Source organism: Rhodococcus sp. MEB041 (assembly GCF_030208955.1).
Taxonomy (GTDB): Bacteria; Actinomycetota; Actinomycetes; order Mycobacteriales; family Mycobacteriaceae; genus Rhodococcoides.
Genome location: NZ_JARVSZ010000002.1, coordinates 731,513 through 753,314 on the forward strand (window position 1 = coordinate 731,513; position 21,802 = coordinate 753,314).

Below are 21,802 nucleotides of genomic sequence, written 5' to 3' on the forward strand. Positions count from 1 at the left end.
CCGCGTCAGACGGTGAGGCAGCCGGGTCCGAGCAGCGCCTTGAGATCGCCCATCAGCGCCGATGACGGTGTGACGCGCAGCTTCTCGTCCACCTTGAGCATGGTGACCCGGTCGCCACTGATGAGGCGCAGGTGCACGTCGGTGGTGCCGGGATGGCTGGCCAGCACCCGCTTGAGCGCCCCGACCTTGTCCGCGGTGCACTGACGCGTCGGCAAGCTGACGGCGACGGGCTTGGCGACACCGACGGACGACAGATCGGGAACCGCGATGTCGTTCGCGATGAGCGAGATCCGATCGTCCCGAGCCGACACCCTGGCCTTCACCAGCACCACGGCGTCCTCGGCGACGTCCGCACCGAACACGGAGTACGCCTGCGGGAAGAACAGCACCTCGATACCGCCGGTGAGATCCTCGAGCTGGGCGGACGCCCAGGTCAGACCGTTCTTGTTCACCCGTCGGTTGACCGACGCCAGAATGCCGCCCACCGTGACCTGCGTGCCGTCCTTCAGACTGCCCTCGAGGATCGTGGGAATGGCGGTGTCCGACTGAGCCGCGAGCACGTGCTCGACTCCGTTCAGCGGATGCCCGGACACGTACAGCCCCAACATCTCCCGCTCCAAAGCGAGACGGTGCTTGCTGTCCCACTCCTCGGGCGGGATCTTCACGTTGAAGACGGAGGTGATGGACTCGTCGGCGTCGACGCCGCCGAACAGGTCGAACTGGCCGATGGCCTCCGCCTTCTTGGTGCCCAGCACCGAGTCGATCGCGTCGGCGTGGATCAGCATCAAACCCTTGCGTGGATGGTCCAGCGAATCGAAACCACCGGCCTTGACGAGAGACTCGGTGACCTTCTTGTTGCAGGCAGTCGCATCGATCTTGGCCAGGTAGTCGGAGAAGTCGGTGAACTTCCCCTTCTCCTTGCGCGCCGAGATGATGGACGCCACGACGTTGGCGCCCACGTTGCGCACCGCGCCCATACCGAAGCGGATGTCCTCGCCCACCGAGGCGAAGTTGAGCTCGGACTCGTTGACGTCCGGCGGCAGCACGGTGATGCCGAGCCGTCTGCAGTCGGCGAGATAGATCGCCGCCTTGTCCTTGTCGTCGCCGACACTGGTGAGCAGTCCGGCCATGTACTCGGCCGGGTAGTTGGCCTTGAGATACGCCGTCCAGTAGGACACCAGCCCGTACCCCGCCGAGTGCGACTTGTTGAACGCGTAGCCGGCGAACGGGAGCACGGTGTCCCAGAGCGCCTTGATGGCGGCCTCGGAGAAATCGTTGTCCAGCATGCCCTGGCGGAATCCGGCGTACGCCTTCTCCAGCTCGGACAGCTTCTTCTTTCCCATGGCGCGCCGCAGCAGGTCGGCCTGGCCGAGCGAGTAGCCGGCGACCTTCTGCGCCAGCTGCATGATCTGCTCCTGATAGACCACCAGGCCGTACGTCTCGCCGAGGATGACCTTCAGCGGTTCCTCGAGTTCCGCGTGAATCGGCTTGACCTCTTGACGACCGTTCTTGCGATCGGCGTAGTCGTTGTGCGAGTTCATGCCCATCGGACCGGGCCGGTAGAGCGCCAGGACGGCGACGATGTCCTCGAATCCGGTGGGCTGCATCTTGCGCAGCAGGTCCCGCATCGCGCTGCCGTCGAGCTGGAACACGCCGAGAGTGTCTCCGCGCGAGAGCAGTTCGAACGTCGCCGGATCATCGAGAGGCAGGGCGTCGAGGTCGATGTCGATGCCGCGATTGGCCTTGATGTTGTCGATGGCGTCACCGATGACCGTGAGGTTGCGCAGCCCCAGGAAGTCCATCTTCAGCAGGCCGATGGCCTCGCAGGACGGGTAGTCCCAGCCGGTGATGATGGCGCCGTCCTGCGGACGCTTCCACACCGGGATGGCGTCGGTCAGCGGCTCCGAGGACATGATGACCGCGCAGGCGTGGACGCCAGCGTTGCGGATCAGCCCCTCGAGACCCTTGGCCGTCTGGTAGATCTTCGCGACGTCGGGGTTCGAGTCGATCAGCGAGCGGACCTCGGTGGCCTCCTTGTACCGCTCGTGCGTCGGATCGGTGATGCCCGCGACCGAGATGTCCTTCGCCATCACGGGCGGGGGCAGTGCCTTGGTGATCTGGTCGGCGATGGCGAAGCCCGGCTGCCCGAACTGCACGCGGGCCGAGTCCTTGATGGCGGCCTTCGTCTTGATGGTGCCGAACGTGATCACCTGCGCGACACGATCACTGCCCCACTTCTCGGTGGCGTAGCGCACCATCTCGCCGCGTCGGCGATCGTCGAAGTCGATGTCGATGTCGGGCATGGAGACGCGCTCGGGATTGAGGAACCGCTCGAACAGCAGACCGTGCGGGAGCGGGTCGATGTTGGTGATCCCCATCGCGTAGGCGACGAGCGACCCGGCCGCCGAACCTCGACCGGGGCCGACGCGGATGCCGACCTCCTTGGCGTGGTTGATGAGGTCACCGACGACGAGGAAGTAGGCGGGGAAGCCCATCTCGAGGATGACGCTGATCTCGTAGTCCGCACGGGAGAGGTACTCCTCCGTCGGACCGTCGGGGAAGCGGCGGTGCAGGCCGTCCATGACCTCCTTGCGGAGCCAGGTGCCCTGCGTGTAGCCCTCCGGCACCGGGAACACCGGCATCCGGTCGCGGTGTTCCCACACCTCGTCGTAGGACTGGACGCGTTCGGCGATGAGCAACGTGGAGTCGCACGCGCCGGGCACCTCGTCGTCCCAGAGGGCGCGCATCTCCTCCGCGGACTTGAGGTAGTAGCCGTCGCCGTCGAACTTGAACCGGGTGGGATCGCTCAGCGTCTTACCGGTCTGGATGCACAGCAGCGCTTCGTGATTGACCGACGCGTCCTTGGTGACGTAGTGGCAGTCGTTGGTCGCGAGCGGGGGGATGCCGAGCTGCTCCCCGATGCTCAGCAGTCCTTCTCGCACCCTCCGCTCGATCGACAGACCGTGGTCCATCAGTTCGAGGAAGAAGTTGTCGGGGCCCCAGATCTCCTGCCACTTGGCCGCCGCCTCGAGCGCCTCACGCTCGTGGCCCAGACGAAGCCGGGTCTGGATCTCGCCGGACGGGCAGCCGGTGGTGGCGATGATGCCCTCGGCGTGGTTGGCGATGATCTCCTCGTCCATGCGCGCCCACTTGCCCAGCTGCCCCTCGGTGGACGCGAGGGACGACAGCTTGAACAGGTTGCGCAGACCCGTCGCGTTCTCCGCCACCATCGTCATGTGCGTGTACGCGCCGCTGCCCGAGACGTCGTCCGACTTCTGGCTGCGGTCTCCCCACAGCACGCGCTTCTTGTTGAAACGGGACTCCGGGGCGATGTAGGCCTCGATCCCGATGATGGGCTTGACCCCGGCCTTCTTGGCCTCGTTGTAGAACTCACTGGCCCCGTACATGTTGCCGTGGTCGGTCATCCCGACCGCGCTCATCCCCAGGCGCTGGGCCTCCGCGAACATCGGCGCGATCTTCGCCGCCCCGTCCAGCATGGAGTACTCGGTGTGATTGTGGAGATGAACGAAGTCCGACACGGGAGCCACTCTAGGTCGTCGAGCCGACAACATTCTCCGCACACGCGGCGTGTGACGACTGTGACGGATGAGGACTAGCGCGGGGCGTCCGCGGACGCCGCCTCGACCGGCACCGACGCCACGCGATGCGCCCGCAGACGCCGCACGGAGTCGACCGTGAAGATCGCCAGCGCGCACCAGATGAGTGCGAAACCGATCCACCGCGACGCGGGCATGTCCTCGTTCAGCACCAGCACTCCCCACGCGAGCTGCAGGCCCGGTGTCAGGTACTGCAGCAGACCGAGGGTGACCAACGGCAGCTTCTGCGCGGCGACCCCGAACAGCAGCAGCGGCAGCGCGGTGACGGGCCCGGCGAGGACGAGCAGCAGGGCGTGCGGCACCCCGAGCGAGAGGGCGCTCGCTCCCCCGGTGACGCCCAGCACCACCAGGTAACCGATCGCGATCGGCGCCCCCACGAGCCCCTCCGCGGTCAGAGACGTGGTGGGTTCGAGCCGGACCACCTTTTTCATGACGCCGTACAGCGCGAACGAGAAGGCCAGGGTGAGGGCGATGACGGGAGGCCGTCCGTAGTCGACGGTGAGCACGACCACCGCGACGAAGGCCAGCGCGAGGGCCGCGATCTGCGCACGGCCCAACCGCTCCCGGAACACCACGACGCCGAGCAGGACACTGACGAGCGGATTGACGAAGTATCCGAGGGCTGCCTCGACCACACGGTCCTGCGAGACCGCGAAGATGTAGACGCCCCAGTTGATCGAGATGAACGCCGACGACAACGCCACCACACCCCACGTGCGCGCCGGGAGACCGCGCAGCGTGGACAGTCGTCCCAACACCGCCAGGACGACGAGCATGAGCACCAACGTCCACACGATGCGGTGCGCGAGGACCTCGACGGGTCCGGCGAAGGACAGCACGCCGAAGAAGGCCGGGAACAGTCCCCACAGTCCGTACGCACCGACACCGCTGGCCATGCCGACGCTGGAGGACGACCGGGGAGCTCCACCGCGCCGGGAGCCGAGAGAGGACGTGAGACTGCGCACGCGCTCACGCTATCCCCGACCGGTGCACAATCGACGAGGTGGCACACAGGAAGAAGGCGCCGAGCGGCGAGGCCGAGGCTCGGGCGGACAAGACCTGCGCCGTCTGCGGTCGACGGATCGAGTGGCGCAAGAAGTGGGAACGCGACTGGGACTCGGTGAAGTACTGCAGCGACGCGTGCCGACGCACGGGCTCCGCGGGAGCCGACGACGGCCTCGAGGACGCGATCCGGCGGCTGCTCGACAGTCGCTCGCGCGATTCGTCGATCTGTCCCTCCGACGTGGCTCGCGCCGTGGCGCCGGACGACTGGCGCCCCCTGATGGAACCCGTCCGCCGCGCCGCCCGCCGTCTCGTCGCCGCGGGCGAGGCGGAGATCACGCAGGGCGGAAACGTGGTCGACCCGTCGACGGCGAAGGGTCCCATCCGCATTCGGCGACCCCGCTGACCCGGAGTCGACTCAGGCGCGTGCGGACCTGACCCGCCGCACCGCGTCGTCGACGGACCCGCGATGCACTCCCCCGTGTCCGGGAATCAGGACGTCGGCGTCCAGGCCGACGAAAGCGTCGAGCGCGTCGAACTCCCGCGGCCGATCGTGCGCGAACAGGGGCGGCAGCATCTGCGGTCCGGTCCGAACGCTCAAAGCGTGTCCGGTGACCAGGGCGTCACCGGACAGAACGGCCCCCGCACCCGGCACGTGATACCCGGTGTGACCGGACGTGTGACCCGAACTGTCGAGCGGCACCGGCCCGCCCGGCAGGTCCAACGGCCCACCCGGCACGGATCCGACGACCGAGTCGAACCCCTCGGCGTCGGCGACGGCGCCCGATTCGGTTCCGCCCGCGCGAGCGATGCGCACCGTCCATGCGAGCGCACCGCGCCGCCAGACGTTACGCGCCACGTCGAGCGGCGATGCCTGTTCGAGATACTCACGTCGGGCATGCCGCGCCTCGGTGTCCGAGGTGAGCACCGGCGTGCCGTAGGTCGAGGCGAAGTGGCCGGCGCCGCCGATGTGGTCGATGTGCGCGTGTGTCAGCAGGATCGCCCGCACGTCCTCCGGACGCCGACCGACACGACGGAGCGATTCGACGACCGCACCGACGTACCGCGGATATCCCGAGTCGACCAGCGTCACGTCCTCGCCGTCGACCAACAGTGTCCAGTTGACGTCCGGCCCGAACGCGACGTGCACGCCGTCGGCGACGGTCGTGACTTCGAGTGTGCTCACGACTGCCGAGTATGGACGGTCGGGAGCCCCGGGGGAAGACCGACGAGTCTGCTGACGCGACACGCCGATGACACGACCGAGCGGAGCCGGGTGTGTCATGACGTTGGTCACCGACGACGCGAAAAGCACGAGGCGACAGCCGCTCCCGCTCCTCGGGCCTCGTGTCGTGCACTACGCTGGTTCGACGTGATCGATGATCGAAATCTCGGCTCCGGCGCCTCCTCCACGATGACCACCACCTCACCCCACGACACCGCTGCGGACGACACCCCCGTCACCCGGCGGTGGAGTCCCGGCGGCTGCGTGTGGTGCGGCAGCCGGACCGACATCGAGATCTACCGGGACGAGCCCCGGTGCGGTGAGTGCCGTGAACACGAGAACACGATCGACACGGCGCGTCGCTTCATCGGCATGTACGGCCTGCGTCCCCTGGGCGGCGCGGTGACGTCCGACGACGACGAGGAGCTCGAGCACCGCACCGCGGCTCGCAGTGCGCGTGCCGCTCTCGACCGGGTCCGCCTGCCGAAGCGTCCCGCGGCCGCCGACGTCCGGAAGGCCTCGGCCCGCGCCGGTGCGTCCGCCGCCGTCCGCACCACCCCGTCCCGCTCGTCGTCCTCCGCTCCGTCGGGTGCCGTCAGCACGGTGGACGTCGCCGTGCTCGCCGATCGCGTGACCGGTCTGCTCGAGCAGCTCACCGCCATCGAGACCGGCATCGCCGACGCCGAGGCGTCGTCGGGTCTGCCCGCGCGTGCCCGGCTCAGCGACCTGCAACGTCAGCGCGCCACCGTCATGTCGACACTGGCCGCGCTGGAGAAGGCCCGCCGCGGCAGCGCAGGCTGACCGACACGCTCGATCAGGCCGGCTGAACCTCACGCAGCGCACCGGTCGCCACGTCGAACACGAAGCCGCGCAACGACGTCGTCCGCGAGACGAACGGACTGAGCTCGATGCGCCGGAGCTGTCGCCGCAAGCATCGCGACAGGAACACTCGCGCTCGGGTCTCCGGACTGCTCGCGGTGCGACGGTGCGAACAGGGTTGGGCTCGAGGTGATCCGAGTGACTCGGGTCAGCCGATCTCGACGGCGCGGCGCACCGCGTCGGTCGGTGGCGACTGCACCGCGGGCGCGGAGCCGCGGAGCACGTCCAGCACGGCCTTGGGACGCGCGAGCATCTCGCGTACGAACTGCCGCAGCAGCAAGCGCCGGGAACAGTCACAGGGAGCGACGACACCGCCGGCATCGATCCCAGCAGCTCGGCACAGGGCCACCGCACGTGCGGCATGGGTGTCCTGACTGACAATCAGGGCCGTCGACACTCCGTACGTCGCCACAGCGCGTCGACACGTGTCGTGGGTCGTCAGACCGTACGGGTCGGCCACGATGCGGTCGGGATCGACGCCGCGGCGCACCAGGTAGCGCGTCATCACCTCCACCTCGTCACCCGACGTGCCGGCGGCGTTGCCCGACAACAGAAGTGCGCGCACGGTACCGCGCCGCACCAGATCGAGTGCCGCGTCGAGACGACCGGCGAGAAACGACGACGGTTCGCCCTCCTGGACCCGAGCGCCCAGCACGATGGCGACGGGAGCGCGCGGCGCGGTGTCCGCCGTGTACAGCCGACCGTGGGACGAGGCGGCGACCCACGCCGCCGATCCGAGCACGACGACGAGCACCGCGGCGGCGGACCCGCCGACGGCACGGATCAGATGTCGGCGCCCCACACGTCTCATGTCCCCAGTCCATCATGTGAGGGTTCCGTGAAGATCGGCGCCGCGATCCTGACCACGGAGACCCGGCTCGGTAGCGTCGAGGCATGCCCACCAGCACCCGCGTCCGCCGTACCGTCGCCGGCGTCGTCGCCCTCGCGGTGGTCGCCGTCGCGGCGGTGCTGTGGACCGCGCCCGAGCGGTGGTACCCGTGGGACACCGCCGACTTCCCCGCGGCCGACGCGTCCCTGTCCCCTGCGCAGCAGCGTGTGCTCGAGGTGGTGGAGCGTGAGTATCGCGATCCCCGTCCCGCCACGTTCTACTCCGAGGGCGTCGACGAGGCCTGGTGCGCCGACTTCGTCAGTCACGTGATGCGCCAGGCCGGACAGCCGTTCACCAATCCGCATTCGGGTGGGTGGCGCATTCCCGGTGTCTACACGTTGACGGAGTACTACCAGGAACAGGGCCGTTTCGCGCCGGTCGGCGACCACTCCCCCGCGGTCGGCGACGTCGTCCTGTACGAGTCGGGTGGGCCCGTCGGGGATCTGCTCGTCGGGCAGCACACGAACATCGTGGTCGCGGTGGACGGGGACACGGTCACGACCGTCGGCGGCAACGAGATGGGCGGGATCCGCATTCACGATCTGGACTGGGCGGACGACTCGGCGGTGCTCGGCTTCGGCCTGCTCGGGTCCTGAGGTCAGGAGGCGGGAACCGGGCCGTCGTCGGGCTGCACCGCGTCGCCGTCGCGTTCGGGATACAGCGGTGCCACCGCGAACCGGCCGTAGACCGCGTCCCCCGGCAATGCCTCGACCGCGCGGATGCCGTCCAGGCCCGCGAGCGCGGCGAGTTCCGGAACACTCGCACGTACCAGAACTCCTGCGGCGCAGTCACAGTCGGCCTGCAGGCGTGCGCGCACCACCGTCGCGATCGCGTTCCCGCGCTGGTCGCGTCCGGGCGGAACGAGGCCGGCGGCGAGACGGACGGACGACGCGAGCACGGAGTCGGTGTCCGGCACCGGGACCACCACGAGCGGGGTCTGCACGCGGTCGATCGGCACGTGCGCATAGACGACCGAGACCCTGATTCCGTCGACGGTGGGCGCGATCTCGTCGGCACGCATCGACCGGGTGAAGGACACCAGCGCCCACCGATCTCCGTCGCCGGAGGGCGGGTCCACCCGGGCCACGTACTGCGCGGCGGTCTCGTCGTTGTCGGGACCGAGGGCATCGGTGCGAACCGACGAACCACGGACCGGGTCGAGGACACCGAGCACGAGCACCGCGACGATCAACGCGACGACCGACGCCGCGGACACGGCGCGCACGCGTCTCAGCCCGCTCTCAACACGTCCAGTGCGTGCTGCAGATCCGCCGGGTACGGGCTCGAGAACTCCACGTAGCGGCCGTCACCGGGATGAGTGAACCCGAGTGCGCGGGCGTGCAGCCACTGGCGTTCGAGGCCGAGCCGTTCGGCCAGGCGCGGATCGGCACCGTAGGTCAGATCACCGCAGCACGGATGCCGCAGCGCCGAGAAGTGCACCCGGATCTGGTGAGTGCGCCCGGTCTCGAGGTGCACGTCCAGCAGGCTCGCGGCCTGGAACGCCTCGACCGTGTCGTAGTGGGTGATGCTGGGCTTGCCGTCGGCCGTGACGGCGAACTTCCAGTCGTTGCTGCGGTGTCGTCCGATGGGCGCATCGACGGTTCCGCTGCTCGGGTCCGGATGTCCCTGCACCAGAGCGTGATAGCGCTTGTCGATGGTGCGCTCCTTGAACGCGCGCTTGAGCACGGTGTACGCATGCTCCGACGTCGCCACCACCATCACGCCGGACGTCCCGACGTCGAGACGGTGCACGATGCCCTGACGCTCGTGGACCCCGGACGTCGAGATGCGGAATCCAGCGGCCGCGAGACCACCGATCACCGTCGGTCCCGTCCAGCCCACGCTCGCGTGCGCGGCCACTCCGACCGGCTTGTCCACGACGACGATGTGGTCGTCCGAGTACAGGATCTCCATGCCCGGCACCGGCTGTGCCTCGATGGTCAACGGACGCGCGGGCTCGGGCAGTTCCACCTCGAGCCACGTGCCGCCGCCGAGACGGTCGGACTTCGCCACAGTGGAACCGTCGACCTGGACGGCGCCCTCCTCGGCGAGGGTCGCGACGACGGTCCGCGACAACCCCAGCAGCCGAGCCAGTCCCGCATCCACGCGCATGCCGTCGAGCCCGTCCGGAACGGGCATCGACCGTGTCTCCCTCACGCCTTCTTCTCCGACTCCGTCGCCGCTGCGCTCTCGGTCACCGCGGGGTCGTCACCCTTGTCGTCGGCACGGCGAGTCCCGTCCGGCTCGATCCCGAACAGCGTGATGATCACCAGCAGGACGGCCCCGCAGACGATGGAGGAATCGGCGACGTTGAAGACCGGCCACCAGCCGATGGACACGAAGTCCACGACGTGACCCTGCAGCGGGCCGGGCGAGCGGAAGAATCGGTCGATCAGATTGCCGAGCGCGCCGCCCAGCACCAGGCCGAGGCCCACGGCCCACCAGCCGGAGCGAAGAGTGCGTCCGATGCGGATCACACCCACCACGACGGCGACGGCCACCAGCGTCAACAGCCAGGTCATGCCCGTGGCCATCGAGAACGCCGCGCCCGCGTTGCGCACCATGCGGAGGGTGACGGTGTCACCGATGATCTCGATCGGTCGACCGGGCTCGATGACGGCGACCGCGACGATCTTCGTGAGCAGGTCCAGGGCGAGCACGACCGCCGCGACAGCGAACAGCCGTCGGGTACGTCGGGCCAGGGGTCGGTCCGGATTCTCCACGTCGGTCACCCCACCATTGTCCACTACCTGCCCTCACCGCTCACCGGCCGCTCAGGATCCGACGCTAACCTCGGGCGCGTGACACTGCTCTCGACACGACCCCGCCGACGCTCCACCACCCTCGTCGCCGCGGCAGCGGTCACCGTCGTCCTCTCGCTCGGGGCGTGCGGGACCGACACCGACGTACCCGCGACCGAGGAGCTGACCCCCAGCACGTCCGCGGTCACCCTCCCGGTCTCCGCCGTCACCACCACTCTGGTCGATGCCGGAGCCGAGCCGCGGACCGTCGTCACCGCGACCCCGTCGGAAGCAGAGCAGACCGCGACCCTCGTGGCCGAGTCGACCATCAGCCAGCAGATCGACGCTGCCGAGGCGCAGGACTTCTCGACCCCGCCGCTGACGCTGCCGATGACGGCGACCTCACGCTCGGCGGCCGGGTCCGACGGACTCCAGGTCGACATGACACTCGGTGCGGCCACCACGTCGGACGCCACCCTGCAGGCGAGCCTCGGGCCCACCGCGGGATCGTCCGCAGGCTTCGCGACCACGCCGTCGGGTGCCGTCACCGCACTCACCATCGATCCGTCGCCGGACGCCCGGGACATCGCTCGATCAGCCGTCGAGCAGGCGCTGTCCCAGGCGGTGTACCGCGCCGTCCCGTTCCCGGCAGAGCCCATCGGCGTCGGCGCGAGATGGACCGTCACCCAGGAGGTCGTCAGCGGGATCTCGCTGCTGCAGACGACGACGGCGACACTCACCTCGTTCGACGACGGCGTCGCGACGGTCGACGTCGCCGTGACCCAGTCGCCGGAGGAACCGATCTGGCAGCTGCCCGACGAGCAGGGCACCCTGAACATCGAGTCGTTCGTGATGACCGGCCAGGGGCAGCTGCGGATCGATCCGTCCAAGCCGCTTCCCCTGGGCGGCACGGTCGCCGTCGGCGGCGACCAGGTCTACCGGGACGCCAACAGCCAGACGACGCTGAAGCAGACCACCAGCAACACGGTGACGTGGAGTTGAGACGACTGGGCGCGGTCACGGCAGCGCTCGCGGTGGTGCTCGTCGGATGCGGCACCGATCGGGACGTCGGCGACACACCGAGCGAGGCCACGCCCGAGGCGCCCACCGTCGGGCTCCCCGCCTTCACTCCGGTCCCTCCGCCGTCGGCCACCGGCACCGGCCCGATCACCGACAACGCTCTGCTCGCCGGTCGGCTCCTGAGCATCGCCGACCTCCCACCCGGCTACACCGGCTACGACCTGCCTCCGCTCGACCCCAGCGCTCCGGGCGCGACGGCCGAGGACCGGTCGAGCACCGACCCCGCCGAGTGCGCCGCGGTGCTGGCGCCCATCGCCACCCAGGTGCCCGGCGTCATCAGCGCCGCATCCGTCTCCTACGGCGGACCCGACTTCTCGTCGATCGACCAGGACGCCGCGAGCTACGACGGTCCCGGCGCCCTCACCGCGTTCACGGCCGTGCAGGACTCGCTCACACGATGCGCGACCTTCAGCGGCACGGACGCCGACGGTGTGCGGGTGGACTACCGCGTCGGCGCCTCGACCCTGCTCACCGACGTCGCCCCGATCGGCGATGCCTCCGTGGCGGTGCGACTCGCGGCGAGCAGCGACGGCGTGTCCCTGACGACGGACGCGATCCTCACCGTCTCCGGATCCACCCTGAGCCAACTGGTGGCCACCGGGACCGAGCCCGTCGACCCCGACCTGGTGCGGACGCTCGCGCGCACCGCCGCCGACCGGCTGCGCTGAGACACGACGACGCCGGCACCACCCGAAGGTGATGCCGGCGTCGTGTGGTCGGTACTGCGGTGTCAGGCGGTGCAGGCAGGCGAGGTCAGCTGCGCCAGCGACACGATCGCGCAAGCGTTGTCCTTCGACAGCTTCCACTCCCCGTCCTCGGCCACGTAGGCGACCTGGAGCGGGTTGACCTGGCCACCGAGATCGATGGTGGCGTTGGAGCTGAGCGTGCCGTCGCCCAGATCGGTCACGTCGAGGACCTGAATCTTCGCGTTGTTCACGCGAGCGGCCTCGGCGACCTTGTTGATGAGCTCCGGATCGGCTTCCGCGCCCTGCACGTACTGGACCTTCTGCTCGAGCGGCACGTTGGGATCGAGGCTCTCCTGCAGGCGCGTGTTCAGCTCCTCGGCGGTGGGAACCGGGGGGAGATCGGACGGTGCCTCGGCAACTGCGCTGGAGGTGGTGGCTGCCGACGTGGTGGCGTCGGTGGTGCCGCCGTCCTCGCCGCTGCTGCACGCCGTCATCGTCAGGGCGGCGGCGACTGCCATGCCTGCCACCAGTGCGCGTCCGGTACGGGGAAGCTTCACGTGTACGTCCTTACATCTCGTGAGTTGACTCGGTATCGAGCGTCGGGCCAGACCTTACCGACCAGTTCTGAGGAAACGGTAAAGCTCGTCGCGCTCTCGAGAGGGGTCACAGGGTGGGCGGCGTCGGCCGGCGCGGTGGCCGCCGCGCGCACCGCACGGGGTAGCGCGCACTCTGCATCCTGCGCAGAACACCGCGCGCTGCGCACGGGGCGAACCCCTGGCCGGGTGGAGGATGCCGGGTTCGACGCCGAACCTGCATGCACCGCGCACATTCGGTCCACCGAGCTCCGATCAGTCGAACAATGAGCGATTCAGCTGATTCGGGAGGCTGCGAATGTCGCACCCTGACCCGCGCTGCCATTGCTCGCGTAGGTGAGATGCGCAAAGGAATTGAATCCGCCGATCTGGCACACCGGGTCTCCGAAGTTGCAGAAACTGCGGGCGCGCGGGCCGTAGGTTCCGCTCGCCGACTCGATGGTCCTCCCGGTCAGACCGAACGGGTTGCCGAACACGACGACGGCCTCGACCCTGTCGGCGACGCCGGCGGGCAGCACGGAACCGGTGAGACTGCTCGGGGTGCGCAGACCCACGGCATTGGTGACCACAGTGGCACCCTGTGAGTACCCACCGATGATGAATTGCGTTGCAGGACATGCTGCTGCGACGGAGGTGATGTGCGCGACCAGGTCACGCGAGCCGGGCCCGGCGCTGGCCTGCGAGAAGTCGGCAGCGTAGTTCACGGCGTAGGTGCTGACGGACCGTCCGGCGAGCGTGGAGGTGACACTGCTGGTGAAAGGTCCACCGGTGATGCCGAGTCCGGGCAGTTCACCGGTCCCGCGTGCAAACGAGACGTCGACGTCCGTACACGGCGCCGCGGTGGCCACAGCGCTGGGAACGACCAGGGCCGCAGCGGCGACAGACGCCGCTGCACACACCCGAGCGAGAAGTCTGACATTCATGACGAGCCTTTCCCCGAAGGTCAGTGGACTCGGTCACAGTAACGGACGGAAATGTCGGGTGACAGTACTTGTTCGCACACATCACAATTGCACGAACGCATTTCCCGCATGTCACCGGAAACGCCGAAGACACGGAAGGAACGAGCGCCGGAAGACCGTCACGACGAGCAGTTCGGACGCCGAAACCTCCTCGTGTCGTCCCGGGCGTCGACAGATGCTGCCGACGCACCGCTCAGACGCCGAGAACGGCTCGGGCCTGGAGGGCCACCGTGCGATCCGCCGCGAACGCCGCCGCCCGCAGCACGGCCGACGCCGCGGGCGCGTCGATCCGGTGACGACCGGCCAGGACACCGATGGCCTCGTCGATCAGGTCGCACTCACCGCCCGGATCCGCCGGTACGCCTGCCAGGCCGGAGGTGACCAGTTCGTCGCCCAGCACATCGGCGAGTCTGCCCACCGCCGCGACGGTCCTCTCGTCGGGTGTGCCGAGGGGACCGCGTCCGTGGCACTGCAGGGTGCCGACGCGGCTGCTCGCTCCGACCGCGACGGTCCGGACCCATCGCACCCCCGACTCGATGAGACAGTCGACCAGCAGGGGCCATCGCACGCGATCCGCCGCCGAGTCGACCGACACACTGTGCATCCGACCGTCCGCCATCGTCTCCGCGTGCGGTCCCTCGCCCAGGAGGTACTGCAGATCCGCCAGCTGCACGGCATCGTGGGCGGTCGGGTACAGCACGCGCCTGCTGTCCGGGGCGTGCGTGGAGGTGAGTACCGCGGTCGCTCCGTCCGCGTGCAGGAGATCTGCACAGACGGCGACCCACTCGGCTCCGCGCAGACCCGCGAGCGGGTGCCGCTGATCGCTCACCATGGGAGCGAGGCTCGCAGCGTGAACTCGGTGCCGGGCACGGGCACTCCTCGTCGTACGGGTGCGGCGACAGACGCCGCAGTCACGCGTATTCGGCGGTGCGCGCCCCGCGGATGGGTCACAGGACTCGATCGGTGAGCCTCAGGCCAGACTGTCCATCGGATCCGCCACCGCGAGGTGCTCGTCGTCTCCGGAGAAGGTCCGCGCCACCCCGGGGCCCGTGCTCCGCGTCTCGAACCGCACGGTCACCACGTCGTGCCCTGCGCCCTGCACCCACCCGTGGCCGTACTCGTCGTGTCGGACGTCGAGCCCCGGCCGCCAGAGCAGGACGTCGCTCGTGACGACCGGCGCGGGCTCGGCCGCGGTGACCGAGGAGTCGACGTCGAGGCCCTCCTGGTCGAGTTCGGGGAACAGCGACTCCTGCCGGACCGTCGACAGCCCGGCGAGGCCCACGCCCACGAGTCGGATACTGCCGAGCTCGCGCGGATCGAGAGCCTGCCGCTGCGCGGTGGCCACGATCGTCGCCAGATCGACCGTCGCGTACGGCAGTGTGGCCGAACGGGTCACGATGCTCATGTCGGACTTGCGGAGCTTGAGGACGACGGTGCGGGCCGCCCGCCCGTCCTTCGTCAATCGGGTGTGGGCGGCCTCCGCGCTGGCGACGATGGCGGATCGCAACCCGGCCATGTCGACGATGTCGGTGGCGAAGGTGGTCTCGGCACTGACCTGTTTGGACTCGGCGCGTTCCGCCACGGGTCGATCGTCGAGACCACGTGCGAGACGGTGCAGGCTGGGGCCGACGGCGGAACCGAGTACGGACGCGGCCTCCGCCTCCGGCATCGCGGCGAACGCACCGACCGTGTGCACTCCCAGTCGGCGGAGCTTGTCCTCGGCCACCGGCCCGATGCCCCACAACTTCCGCACCGGCAGAGTCTCGAGGAGGGCGGCCTGGTCCGCCGGAGAGACCACCCGGATGCCGTCCGGCTTCGCGAGGCCCGAGCCGATCTTCGCGATCTGCTTGCCCGCTCCTGCTCCGATGGAGGCGACGAGCCCGGACGCGTCCAGGACTGACGCACGCAGCGCGGCGCAGAACTCCTCCACCTCGGCCACGGTCGCTCCCGCCAACTCCGCGGGCTCACCGAACGCCTCGTCGAGCGAGAGCTGTTCGATCACCGGCACGACGCGCCGCACGGTGTCGAAGACGACGGTGGAGAGAGCCGAGTAGACCTTGCCGCGGGGCGGCACCACCACCGCACCGGATCCGACGAGTCGTCGAGCCTGGTGCATCGGCATCGCCGACCGGGCACCGAACACGCGTGCCTCGTAGCTGCATCCCGCCACGACGCCTCGACCACCGCCACCGCCGACGAGCACGGGTCGGCCCCGCAGCGTCGGCCGGGTGAGCTGCTCGACCGACGCGAAGAACGCGTCCATGTCGAGATGCAACACCCAGCGTCTGCTGCGCTCGGCCGACCCGCCGCTCACACCGTCAGGCCTTCACCAGCGATGCCCGCACTCCGTCGCCGAGATCGACTGCTGCCGAACCCGGATCGCCGACCTGCAGATCGGTGGCCAGGATCTCGCCGGCGATGAGATCGCGGTGCGTGTCGAACCAGGACCGGCGCTCGGCGGGAACGTCGACCGTCACCGCGATGCGGTCGGACACGTCCAGACCCGCGGACCGTCGGGCGTCCTGGAACTCGCGGATACGATCCTTGGCCCACCCCTCGGCCTCGAGCTCCTCGGTCACCTCCGAGTCGAGCACGACCAGCCCGGCGTTGCCCGGGAGCGCCGCCGTCGACTCCGGTTCCGCCGCGACCAGGCGCCGGGTGAACTCCTCGGGCAGCAGCTCGAGACCTGCCGCCGTGACGACGCCGTCGGTCTCGCTCCACTCCCCTGCCTTGACCGCCTTGATGACCGCCTGCACCTGCTTGCCCAGACGCGGACCGGCCACGCGGGCGTTGACGACGAGCTCGAAACGGCCGTGCACGTCGACGTTCTCGGTGAGATCGACACGCTTGACGTTCACCTCGTCGGCGATGAGGTCCGCGAACGGGCGCAGCCGCTCGGCGTCGTCGGCGGCGACGGTGAGCTCCTGCAGCGGCAGGCGGACGCGCAGGTTCTTCGCCTTGCGCAGCGACAGCGCCGCGCCGCAGACGGTGCGGACCTCGTCCATTGCCGCGACCAGCTCGGGATCGGCCGGCAACTCGGTACCGACCACCGGCCAGTCCGCGAGATGCACGGAGCGCCCACCGGTGAGTCCCCGCCAGACGACCTCGCTGACGAGCGGGAGCATCGGGGCCGCGACGCGGGTGAGCACCTCGAGCACCGTGTGCAGAGTGTCGATCGCGTCGGCGTCCTCGTTCCAGAAGCGCTGACGCGAACGCCGCACATACCAGTTGGTCAGCGCGTCGCAGAACTGACGCAACTCGTCGCACGCCCCCGCGATGTCGACCGCCTCCAACGCCTCGGTGATGACGCGCGTGGTCTCGGCCAACTTGGCCAGGATGTAGCGATCGAGCACGTTGGTGGAATCGGTCCGCCACGTCCCCGGCTTCGACGCGTACAGCTGCAGGAAACTCCACGCGTTCCACATCGGCAGCAGTGCCTGCCGCACACCCTCGCGGATGCCCTGCTCGGTGACGATCAGGTTGCCGCCCCGCAGGATCGGGGACGACATGAGGAACCACCGCATGGCATCGGAGCCGTCGCGGTCGAACACCTCGTTGACGTCCGGGTAGTTGCCCTTGGACTTGCTCATCTTGAGCCCGTCCTCGCCCAGCACGATGCCGTGTGCCGCGACCGTCCGGAAGGCGGGCCGGTCGAACAGCGCCGTCGCCAGGACGTGGAGGGTGTAGAACCACCCACGCGTCTGACCGTTGTACTCGACGATGAAGTCGCCCGGGTTGTGCGTGGAGAACCACTCGGCGTTCTCGAACGGGTAGTGCACCTGGGCGAACGGCATCGAGCCCGACTCGAACCAGCAGTCCAGTACCTCGGGGACTCGACGCATGACGGACCGGCCCGTGGGGTCGTCCGGGTTGGGACGGGTCAGCTCGTCGATGAACGGCCGGTGCAGGTCGTTCGGACGGACGCCGAAGTCCGCCTCGATCTGGTCGAGACTGCCGTACACGTCGGTGCGCGGGTACGCGGGGTCGTCCGACACCCACACCGGGATGGGACTGCCCCAGTACCGGTTTCGGCTGATGTTCCAGTCACGCGCACCTTCGAGCCACTTGCCGAACTGGCCGTCGCGGATGTGCTCGGGCACCCACGTGATGTCCTGGTTCAGCTCGACCATCCGGTCGCGGAAACTGGTGACGGAGACGAACCACGACGGCACCGCCATGTAGATCAGCGGCTGACCCGAACGCCAGCTGTGCGGGTACGAGTGCTCGATCGTCTCGTGCCGCACCAGCTTTCCCGACGCTTTGAGGTCCTTGATGATCACCGGATTGGCATCGAAGATCATCAGCCCCTCGTACGGCGGCACCATCGCGGTGAACTTGCCGCCCGCATCGAGCGGCTGCACCACCTCGATGCCGTTGGCCGTGGCGACGTCCATGTCCTCCTCACCGAAAGCCGGTGCCAGGTGGACGATTCCGGTACCGGAGTCGGTGGTCACGTAGTCGGCCGACAGCACACGATGACTGTTCTCGTGACCGAGGAAGAAATCGAACGGCGGCGCGTAGGCGAGACCGATCAGATCGGCACCGGTGTGTTCGGACACCACCACGGGCTCGTCGCCGAACTCACGGGCGTAGTGCGACACCCGATCTCGGGCGAGCACGACACGGCCGCCCGCGCCGTCCTCGATCTGCACGTAGTCGATGTCGGGGCGTACGGCCATCGCCAGGTTGGACGGCACGGTCCACGGGGTGGTGGTCCAGATCAGTGCGTCCGCACCGTCGAGCGGGGAGCCGGGCGCGCTCAACGTCATCCGCACCGTGACCGCTGGGTCCTGACGCATCTTGTAGGCGTCGTCGAGCCTGGTCTCCTGGTTCGACAGCGGCGTCTGCTCGTACCAGCTGTAGGGCAGCACGCGGAAGCCCTGGTACACCAGGCCCTTGTCGTGCAGTTCCTTGAACGCCCACATGACCGACTCCATGAAGTCCAGGTCGAGCGTCTTGTAGTCGTTGTCGAAGTCCACCCACCGCGCCTGGCGCGTGACATAGTCGCGCCACTCGCCGGTGTACCGCAGAACGGACTGCTTGCAGTACGCGTTGAACTCCGCCAGACCCATCGTGTCGATCTGGCTCTTGTCGGTGATGCCAAGCTGCTTCTCCGCCTCGAGCTCGGCGGGGAGACCGTGACAGTCCCAGCCGAACCGTCGCTCCACCTTGCGCCCGCGCATGGTCTGGAAACGCGGGATCAGGTCCTTCACGTAGCCGGTGAGGAGATGGCCGTAGTGCGGGAGGCCGTTGGCGAAGGGCGGCCCGTCGTAGAAGACGAACTCATCCGCGTCGGCACGCGCGTCGACGCTGGCTCGGAATGTGCCGTCCGCGTCCCAGTGCGCGAGGACCTGCTGCTCGAGAGCCGGGAAATCGGGACTGCCGGACTCCGAGGTGTAGCGGACGCGGGGGTACCCGGCGTCGGATGTCGAGGTGTCGTCGGTGGTGGTCATGGCTGCGGTGCTCCTGTGCCCGTTCGATGCGGCACGGGGACGACGACCGGCACTCAGCGCCGGAAGCCGCGGTACCACCCCGCTTGGCCGCCGAGGCGACCCACTCTCCGATCGAGCTGTGACGGGCTCGACCCGTCCGGTTCTACTGAGCACCGACCCGTGCGGGCCGAGACCGTTCTTCCGGACAGCTCCCCGGTGATGGCCGGATCATCGCTGGACCTACCTGTACTTCGAGCGTGAGGCAGTCTGCCGCCGCCGGCCCGCGAGGGCACCGGCGAGCAGCAGGACCGCACCCACGAGACACACCGCGATGCAGGCCCAGGCCCACACCACGGATCCCGTGACGAGCGAGACGACGAGTAACGCGAACCCGACGCCCGCCAGAACCAGCGTCAGAACAAGCACGCACTCATCCGTTCACCCTCGATCCCCCCGCTGGTTCCCCCCGGAACAGCCTCGACGAGGACGGATCAGTTGTTGCCCTTGGCGTACGACTGTCCGAAGTTCGACGACTGGCCGTTGTCCTTGCTGAACGGATCCTGACCACTGTCGACCGGCAGTGCGGACGAACGCTGGTCGAGTTCCTGCAGCTGCGACTCGAGGTAGGACTTGAGGCGGACCCGGTACTCGCGCTCGAACGTCTTGAGGCGCTCGATGCGCTCCTCGAGGACCGAACGCTGCTGGTTGATGGTCGCCATGATCTCGGTGTGCTTGCGCTCGGCATCGCTCTCGAGCGCGTCGGCCTTCTCCTTGGCCTGGCGCAGCTGTGTCTCCGAGCGCGTCTGTGCGTCGGACAGCAGCGCGTCGGCCTTCTGGCGAGCCTCGGAGACGAGGGACTCGGCGCGGCTCTGCGCCTCGCTGACCAGACGGTCCGAGTTGGCGCGAGCGCTCCCGAGCAGCTGCTCGGACTCGGTCTTCGCGTCACCGGTGAGGCGATCGGCCATCTCCTGGGCGAGACCCAGGATCTTCGCAGCCTGCATGTTCGAATCGCCGGCGGACGACGCCGCGGCGGGGGCAGGAGCCGGTGCCGGAGCGGCCTGGACGACCGGTGCCGGCTTAGCGGGCTCCGGACGCGGTGCCGGTGCGGGGGTGGGAGCAGGCGCGGGGGCAGGGGTGCTCTGACGCGACGCTGCCGAGCTCTTGGCCTCGGCGAGATCCTGATCGAGCTCTCCGACCCGCTGACGCAGGTCGGCGTTCTCCTCGATCAGGCGCGACAGCTCCTGTTCGACGAGATCGAGAAATGCATCGACCTCGTCCTCGTTGTATCCGCGCTTACCGATGGGCGGCTTGCTGAACGCGACGTTGTGCACATCGGCGGGAGTCAGCGGCATGGAAGGGTCCCTTCACGCGTCTCGAGAGCGGTGGAGCATCGACAAGCGATGTACGCGAGCATTCGTTCGATCAACAGTGGCTTGGCACCCGGCTGCCGTAGTGGGGGCAACCAGGACATTCAGTTATATCGCACAAAGAGCGATGGTCACTCATCGTGCACCTTCGAGCAACATTCTGTCACACGGGACACTGTCGCCGTCGACGGAACTCACCGTCAGCCGACGCCCTGCACCACGCGCATCAGGATGAACACGATGAAGAGCAGCACCATGATGGACAGGTCGAGCCGGACACCGCCCAGATTCAGTGGCGGGATGATGCGCCGCAGCAGTCTGACCGGCGGATCGGTGACCGTGAAGATTGCTTCGAGTACGACCACGACCACACCCGTCGGACGCCAGTCACGTGCGAAGGATCGGATGAACTCGACGATGATCCGGCCGATGAGCAACAGCCAGAAGACGAAGAGGATGAAGTACAGGACCGCGAACACTCAGCTCACCGTCCTGCGAGACGCAGGAGAGACCGACACCGACACAACTTTCTGATCACGCACGACACCACAATGCCATCTCGCGACACGGGGAGGCCATCTCGCACCGCGAGACCGGCCCACCGCGCCGTGTGAGACGTCACTGCTGGTTGTAGAAGCCCGTCTCGGCGATCCGGCGACGCTCTTCGGCGGAGACGTCGACGTCGGCGGGTGAGAGCAGGAACACCTTCGTGGCGACCTTGTCGAACGAACCACGCAACGCGAACGCGAGGCCCGCGGCGAAGTCGACGAGGCGCTTGGCGTCGGCGTTGCTCATCTCGACCAGATCCATGATGACGGGCGTGCCGTCACGGAAGCGCTCGCCGATCGTGCGCGCCTCGCTGTAGTCGCGCGGACGCAGCGTGGTGATGGTCGACATGGGGCCCCCGTCGTCGAGTGCGGCCTGGCGGCGGTCGGACACGCGCGGTTCGGCGTGACGGGGCTCGCTGCGACGCAGCTCCGAGTGCGGGTCCATGCGAGTGTCCATCGCGAGAGCGCCGCGGGTGGAGGTGCGCATCGCGCCGCCGGAGCGGGATCCGCCACCGGAGCGCGACGACAGCGGCGCCACCCGAGCACTGTGCCGGGGCTCGGGACGCTCGTAGTCGTCGTCCTCGTCCCGGCGACCACCGACGAACGCCGGCTCGGCGTAGTCGCGATCGGCGTAGTCATGGTCGTCCATCGATTTTCCGTATCCGCCACGCGACGACCGGGATGCGACGGGCGCATCCGTGTCGTCGAGGTAGTCGTCCTCGAAATCGTCGAGTGGGACCATGCCGAAGTAAGCCTTGAACTTGTGCAACGTGCTCATCGG

21 protein-coding genes and 2 pseudogenes are annotated in these 21,802 nt (G+C 68.6%); 6 read left to right on the forward strand and 17 right to left on the reverse strand.

What is annotated here, in order from left to right; genetic code table 11:
- Positions 1-5: 5 nt before the first annotated feature.
- Positions 6-3,572: a DNA polymerase III subunit alpha gene (dnaE, locus tag QRN16_RS07425; RefSeq protein WP_051613374.1), complete on the reverse strand. Its 3,567-nt coding sequence runs from the start codon at positions 3,570-3,572 to the stop codon at positions 6-8.
- A 41-nt stretch (positions 3,573-3,613) separates the two neighbouring features.
- Complete coding sequence (gene rarD, locus QRN16_RS07430; RefSeq protein ID WP_222631447.1) at positions 3,614-4,513, reverse strand: EamA family transporter RarD; 900 nt, start codon at positions 4,511-4,513, stop codon at positions 3,614-3,616.
- Positions 4,514-4,620: 107 nt separating this feature from the next.
- On the opposite strand from rarD, the pseudogene QRN16_RS07435 reads away from it, so the two are divergent.
- Together QRN16_RS07435 and QRN16_RS07440 are read left to right on the forward strand one after the other, a co-directional pair.
- Positions 4,621-4,755, forward strand: a pseudogene (locus QRN16_RS07435) (DUF2256 domain-containing protein); the annotation flags it as partial.
- A complete protein-coding gene (locus QRN16_RS07440) occupies positions 4,738-5,025 on the forward strand; it encodes a DUF3253 domain-containing protein (RefSeq protein WP_285186082.1) in 288 nt (95 codons plus the stop codon). The pseudogene QRN16_RS07435 and the gene QRN16_RS07440, both read left to right, overlap by 18 nt.
- A gap of 12 nt (positions 5,026-5,037) precedes the next feature.
- On the opposite strand, the gene QRN16_RS07445 is transcribed toward QRN16_RS07440, so the two are convergent.
- Positions 5,038-5,805, reverse strand: a complete 768-nt coding sequence (locus QRN16_RS07445) for an MBL fold metallo-hydrolase (protein ID WP_027505869.1) — start codon at positions 5,803-5,805, stop codon at positions 5,038-5,040.
- A 186-nt stretch (positions 5,806-5,991) separates the two neighbouring features.
- Between QRN16_RS07445 and QRN16_RS07450 the strand changes: the two genes are divergently transcribed.
- Positions 5,992-6,645 carry a hypothetical protein gene (locus tag QRN16_RS07450; RefSeq protein ID WP_285185407.1) on the forward strand — a complete coding sequence of 218 codons (654 nt, stop codon included), beginning with the start codon at positions 5,992-5,994 and terminating at the stop codon, positions 6,643-6,645.
- A 13-nt stretch (positions 6,646-6,658) separates the two neighbouring features.
- Here QRN16_RS07450 and QRN16_RS07455 read toward each other — a convergent pair.
- Positions 6,659-6,775: pseudogene (locus QRN16_RS07455) on the reverse strand (carbonic anhydrase); the annotation flags it as partial.
- A 96-nt stretch (positions 6,776-6,871) separates the two neighbouring features.
- On the reverse strand, positions 6,872-7,525 hold the full coding sequence (locus QRN16_RS07460) for a SanA/YdcF family protein (RefSeq protein ID WP_502943992.1): 654 nt from the start codon (positions 7,523-7,525) through the stop codon (positions 6,872-6,874).
- Positions 7,526-7,617: 92 nt separating this feature from the next.
- Between QRN16_RS07460 and QRN16_RS07465 the strand changes: the two genes are divergently transcribed.
- Complete coding sequence (locus QRN16_RS07465; RefSeq protein ID WP_222630607.1) at positions 7,618-8,208, forward strand: CHAP domain-containing protein; 591 nt, start codon at positions 7,618-7,620, stop codon at positions 8,206-8,208.
- A 2-nt stretch (positions 8,209-8,210) separates the two neighbouring features.
- Here QRN16_RS07465 and QRN16_RS07470 read toward each other — a convergent pair whose 3' ends face one another.
- The 3 genes from QRN16_RS07470 to lspA are packed head-to-tail and all read right to left on the reverse strand — an operon-like array spanning position 8,211 to position 10,344.
- Positions 8,211-8,837 (reverse strand): hypothetical protein, encoded by a 627-nt coding sequence (locus tag QRN16_RS07470; protein WP_051613372.1) that lies wholly within the window; start codon positions 8,835-8,837, stop codon positions 8,211-8,213.
- A gap of 5 nt (positions 8,838-8,842) precedes the next feature.
- Positions 8,843-9,769, reverse strand: coding sequence for an RluA family pseudouridine synthase (locus QRN16_RS07475; protein WP_027505865.1), 927 nt, complete (start codon positions 9,767-9,769; stop codon positions 8,843-8,845).
- Positions 9,766-10,344, reverse strand: a complete 579-nt coding sequence (gene lspA / locus QRN16_RS07480; protein ID WP_231476321.1) for a signal peptidase II — start codon at positions 10,342-10,344, stop codon at positions 9,766-9,768. Before lspA ends, QRN16_RS07475 begins: the two co-directional genes overlap by 4 nt.
- A 69-nt stretch (positions 10,345-10,413) precedes the next feature.
- On the opposite strand from lspA, the gene QRN16_RS07485 reads away from it, so the two are divergent.
- Together QRN16_RS07485 and QRN16_RS07490 are read left to right on the forward strand one after the other, a co-directional pair.
- The gene (locus tag QRN16_RS07485) at positions 10,414-11,355 is read left to right on the forward strand and encodes a hypothetical protein (protein ID WP_156380553.1); all 942 of its coding nucleotides are present in this window, start codon (positions 10,414-10,416) and stop codon (positions 11,353-11,355) included.
- Positions 11,346-12,101 carry a hypothetical protein gene (locus tag QRN16_RS07490; protein WP_285185421.1) on the forward strand — a complete coding sequence of 252 codons (756 nt, stop codon included), beginning with the start codon at positions 11,346-11,348 and terminating at the stop codon, positions 12,099-12,101. Before QRN16_RS07485 ends, QRN16_RS07490 begins: the two co-directional genes overlap by 10 nt.
- A gap of 62 nt (positions 12,102-12,163) precedes the next feature.
- Here QRN16_RS07490 and QRN16_RS07495 read toward each other — a convergent pair whose 3' ends face one another.
- From QRN16_RS07495 to QRN16_RS07535, 9 genes are all read right to left on the reverse strand, one after another.
- Positions 12,164-12,637, reverse strand: coding sequence for a WKL family lipoprotein (locus QRN16_RS07495; protein WP_261769496.1), 474 nt, complete (start codon positions 12,635-12,637; stop codon positions 12,164-12,166).
- Positions 12,638-12,987: 350 nt separating this feature from the next.
- Positions 12,988-13,635 carry a cutinase family protein gene (locus QRN16_RS07500; RefSeq protein ID WP_285185424.1) on the reverse strand — a complete coding sequence of 216 codons (648 nt, stop codon included), beginning with the start codon at positions 13,633-13,635 and terminating at the stop codon, positions 12,988-12,990.
- 232 nt (positions 13,636-13,867) lie between these two features.
- Positions 13,868-14,506, reverse strand: a complete 639-nt coding sequence (locus QRN16_RS07505) for a hypothetical protein (protein WP_222641506.1) — start codon at positions 14,504-14,506, stop codon at positions 13,868-13,870.
- Positions 14,507-14,644: 138 nt separating this feature from the next.
- The gene (locus QRN16_RS07510) at positions 14,645-15,937 is read right to left on the reverse strand and encodes a DNA polymerase IV (RefSeq protein ID WP_373428381.1); all 1,293 of its coding nucleotides are present in this window, start codon (positions 15,935-15,937) and stop codon (positions 14,645-14,647) included.
- A 55-nt stretch (positions 15,938-15,992) separates the two neighbouring features.
- Entirely contained in the window at positions 15,993-19,127 is a 3,135-nt protein-coding gene (gene ileS, locus QRN16_RS07515) for an isoleucine--tRNA ligase (RefSeq protein ID WP_285185431.1), read from the reverse strand.
- A gap of 219 nt (positions 19,128-19,346) precedes the next feature.
- Positions 19,347-19,532, reverse strand: coding sequence for a hypothetical protein (locus QRN16_RS07520; protein ID WP_285185433.1), 186 nt, complete (start codon positions 19,530-19,532; stop codon positions 19,347-19,349).
- 65 nt (positions 19,533-19,597) lie between these two features.
- Positions 19,598-20,458, reverse strand: a complete 861-nt coding sequence (gene wag31 / locus QRN16_RS07525; protein WP_027505857.1) for a DivIVA-like cell division protein Wag31 — start codon at positions 20,456-20,458, stop codon at positions 19,598-19,600.
- Positions 20,459-20,673: 215 nt separating this feature from the next.
- Positions 20,674-20,952, reverse strand: coding sequence for a YggT family protein (locus tag QRN16_RS07530; RefSeq protein WP_285185437.1), 279 nt, complete (start codon positions 20,950-20,952; stop codon positions 20,674-20,676).
- A gap of 139 nt (positions 20,953-21,091) precedes the next feature.
- Complete coding sequence (locus QRN16_RS07535) at positions 21,092-21,799, reverse strand: cell division protein SepF (protein ID WP_027505855.1); 708 nt, start codon at positions 21,797-21,799, stop codon at positions 21,092-21,094.
- Positions 21,800-21,802 lie beyond the last annotated feature (3 nt).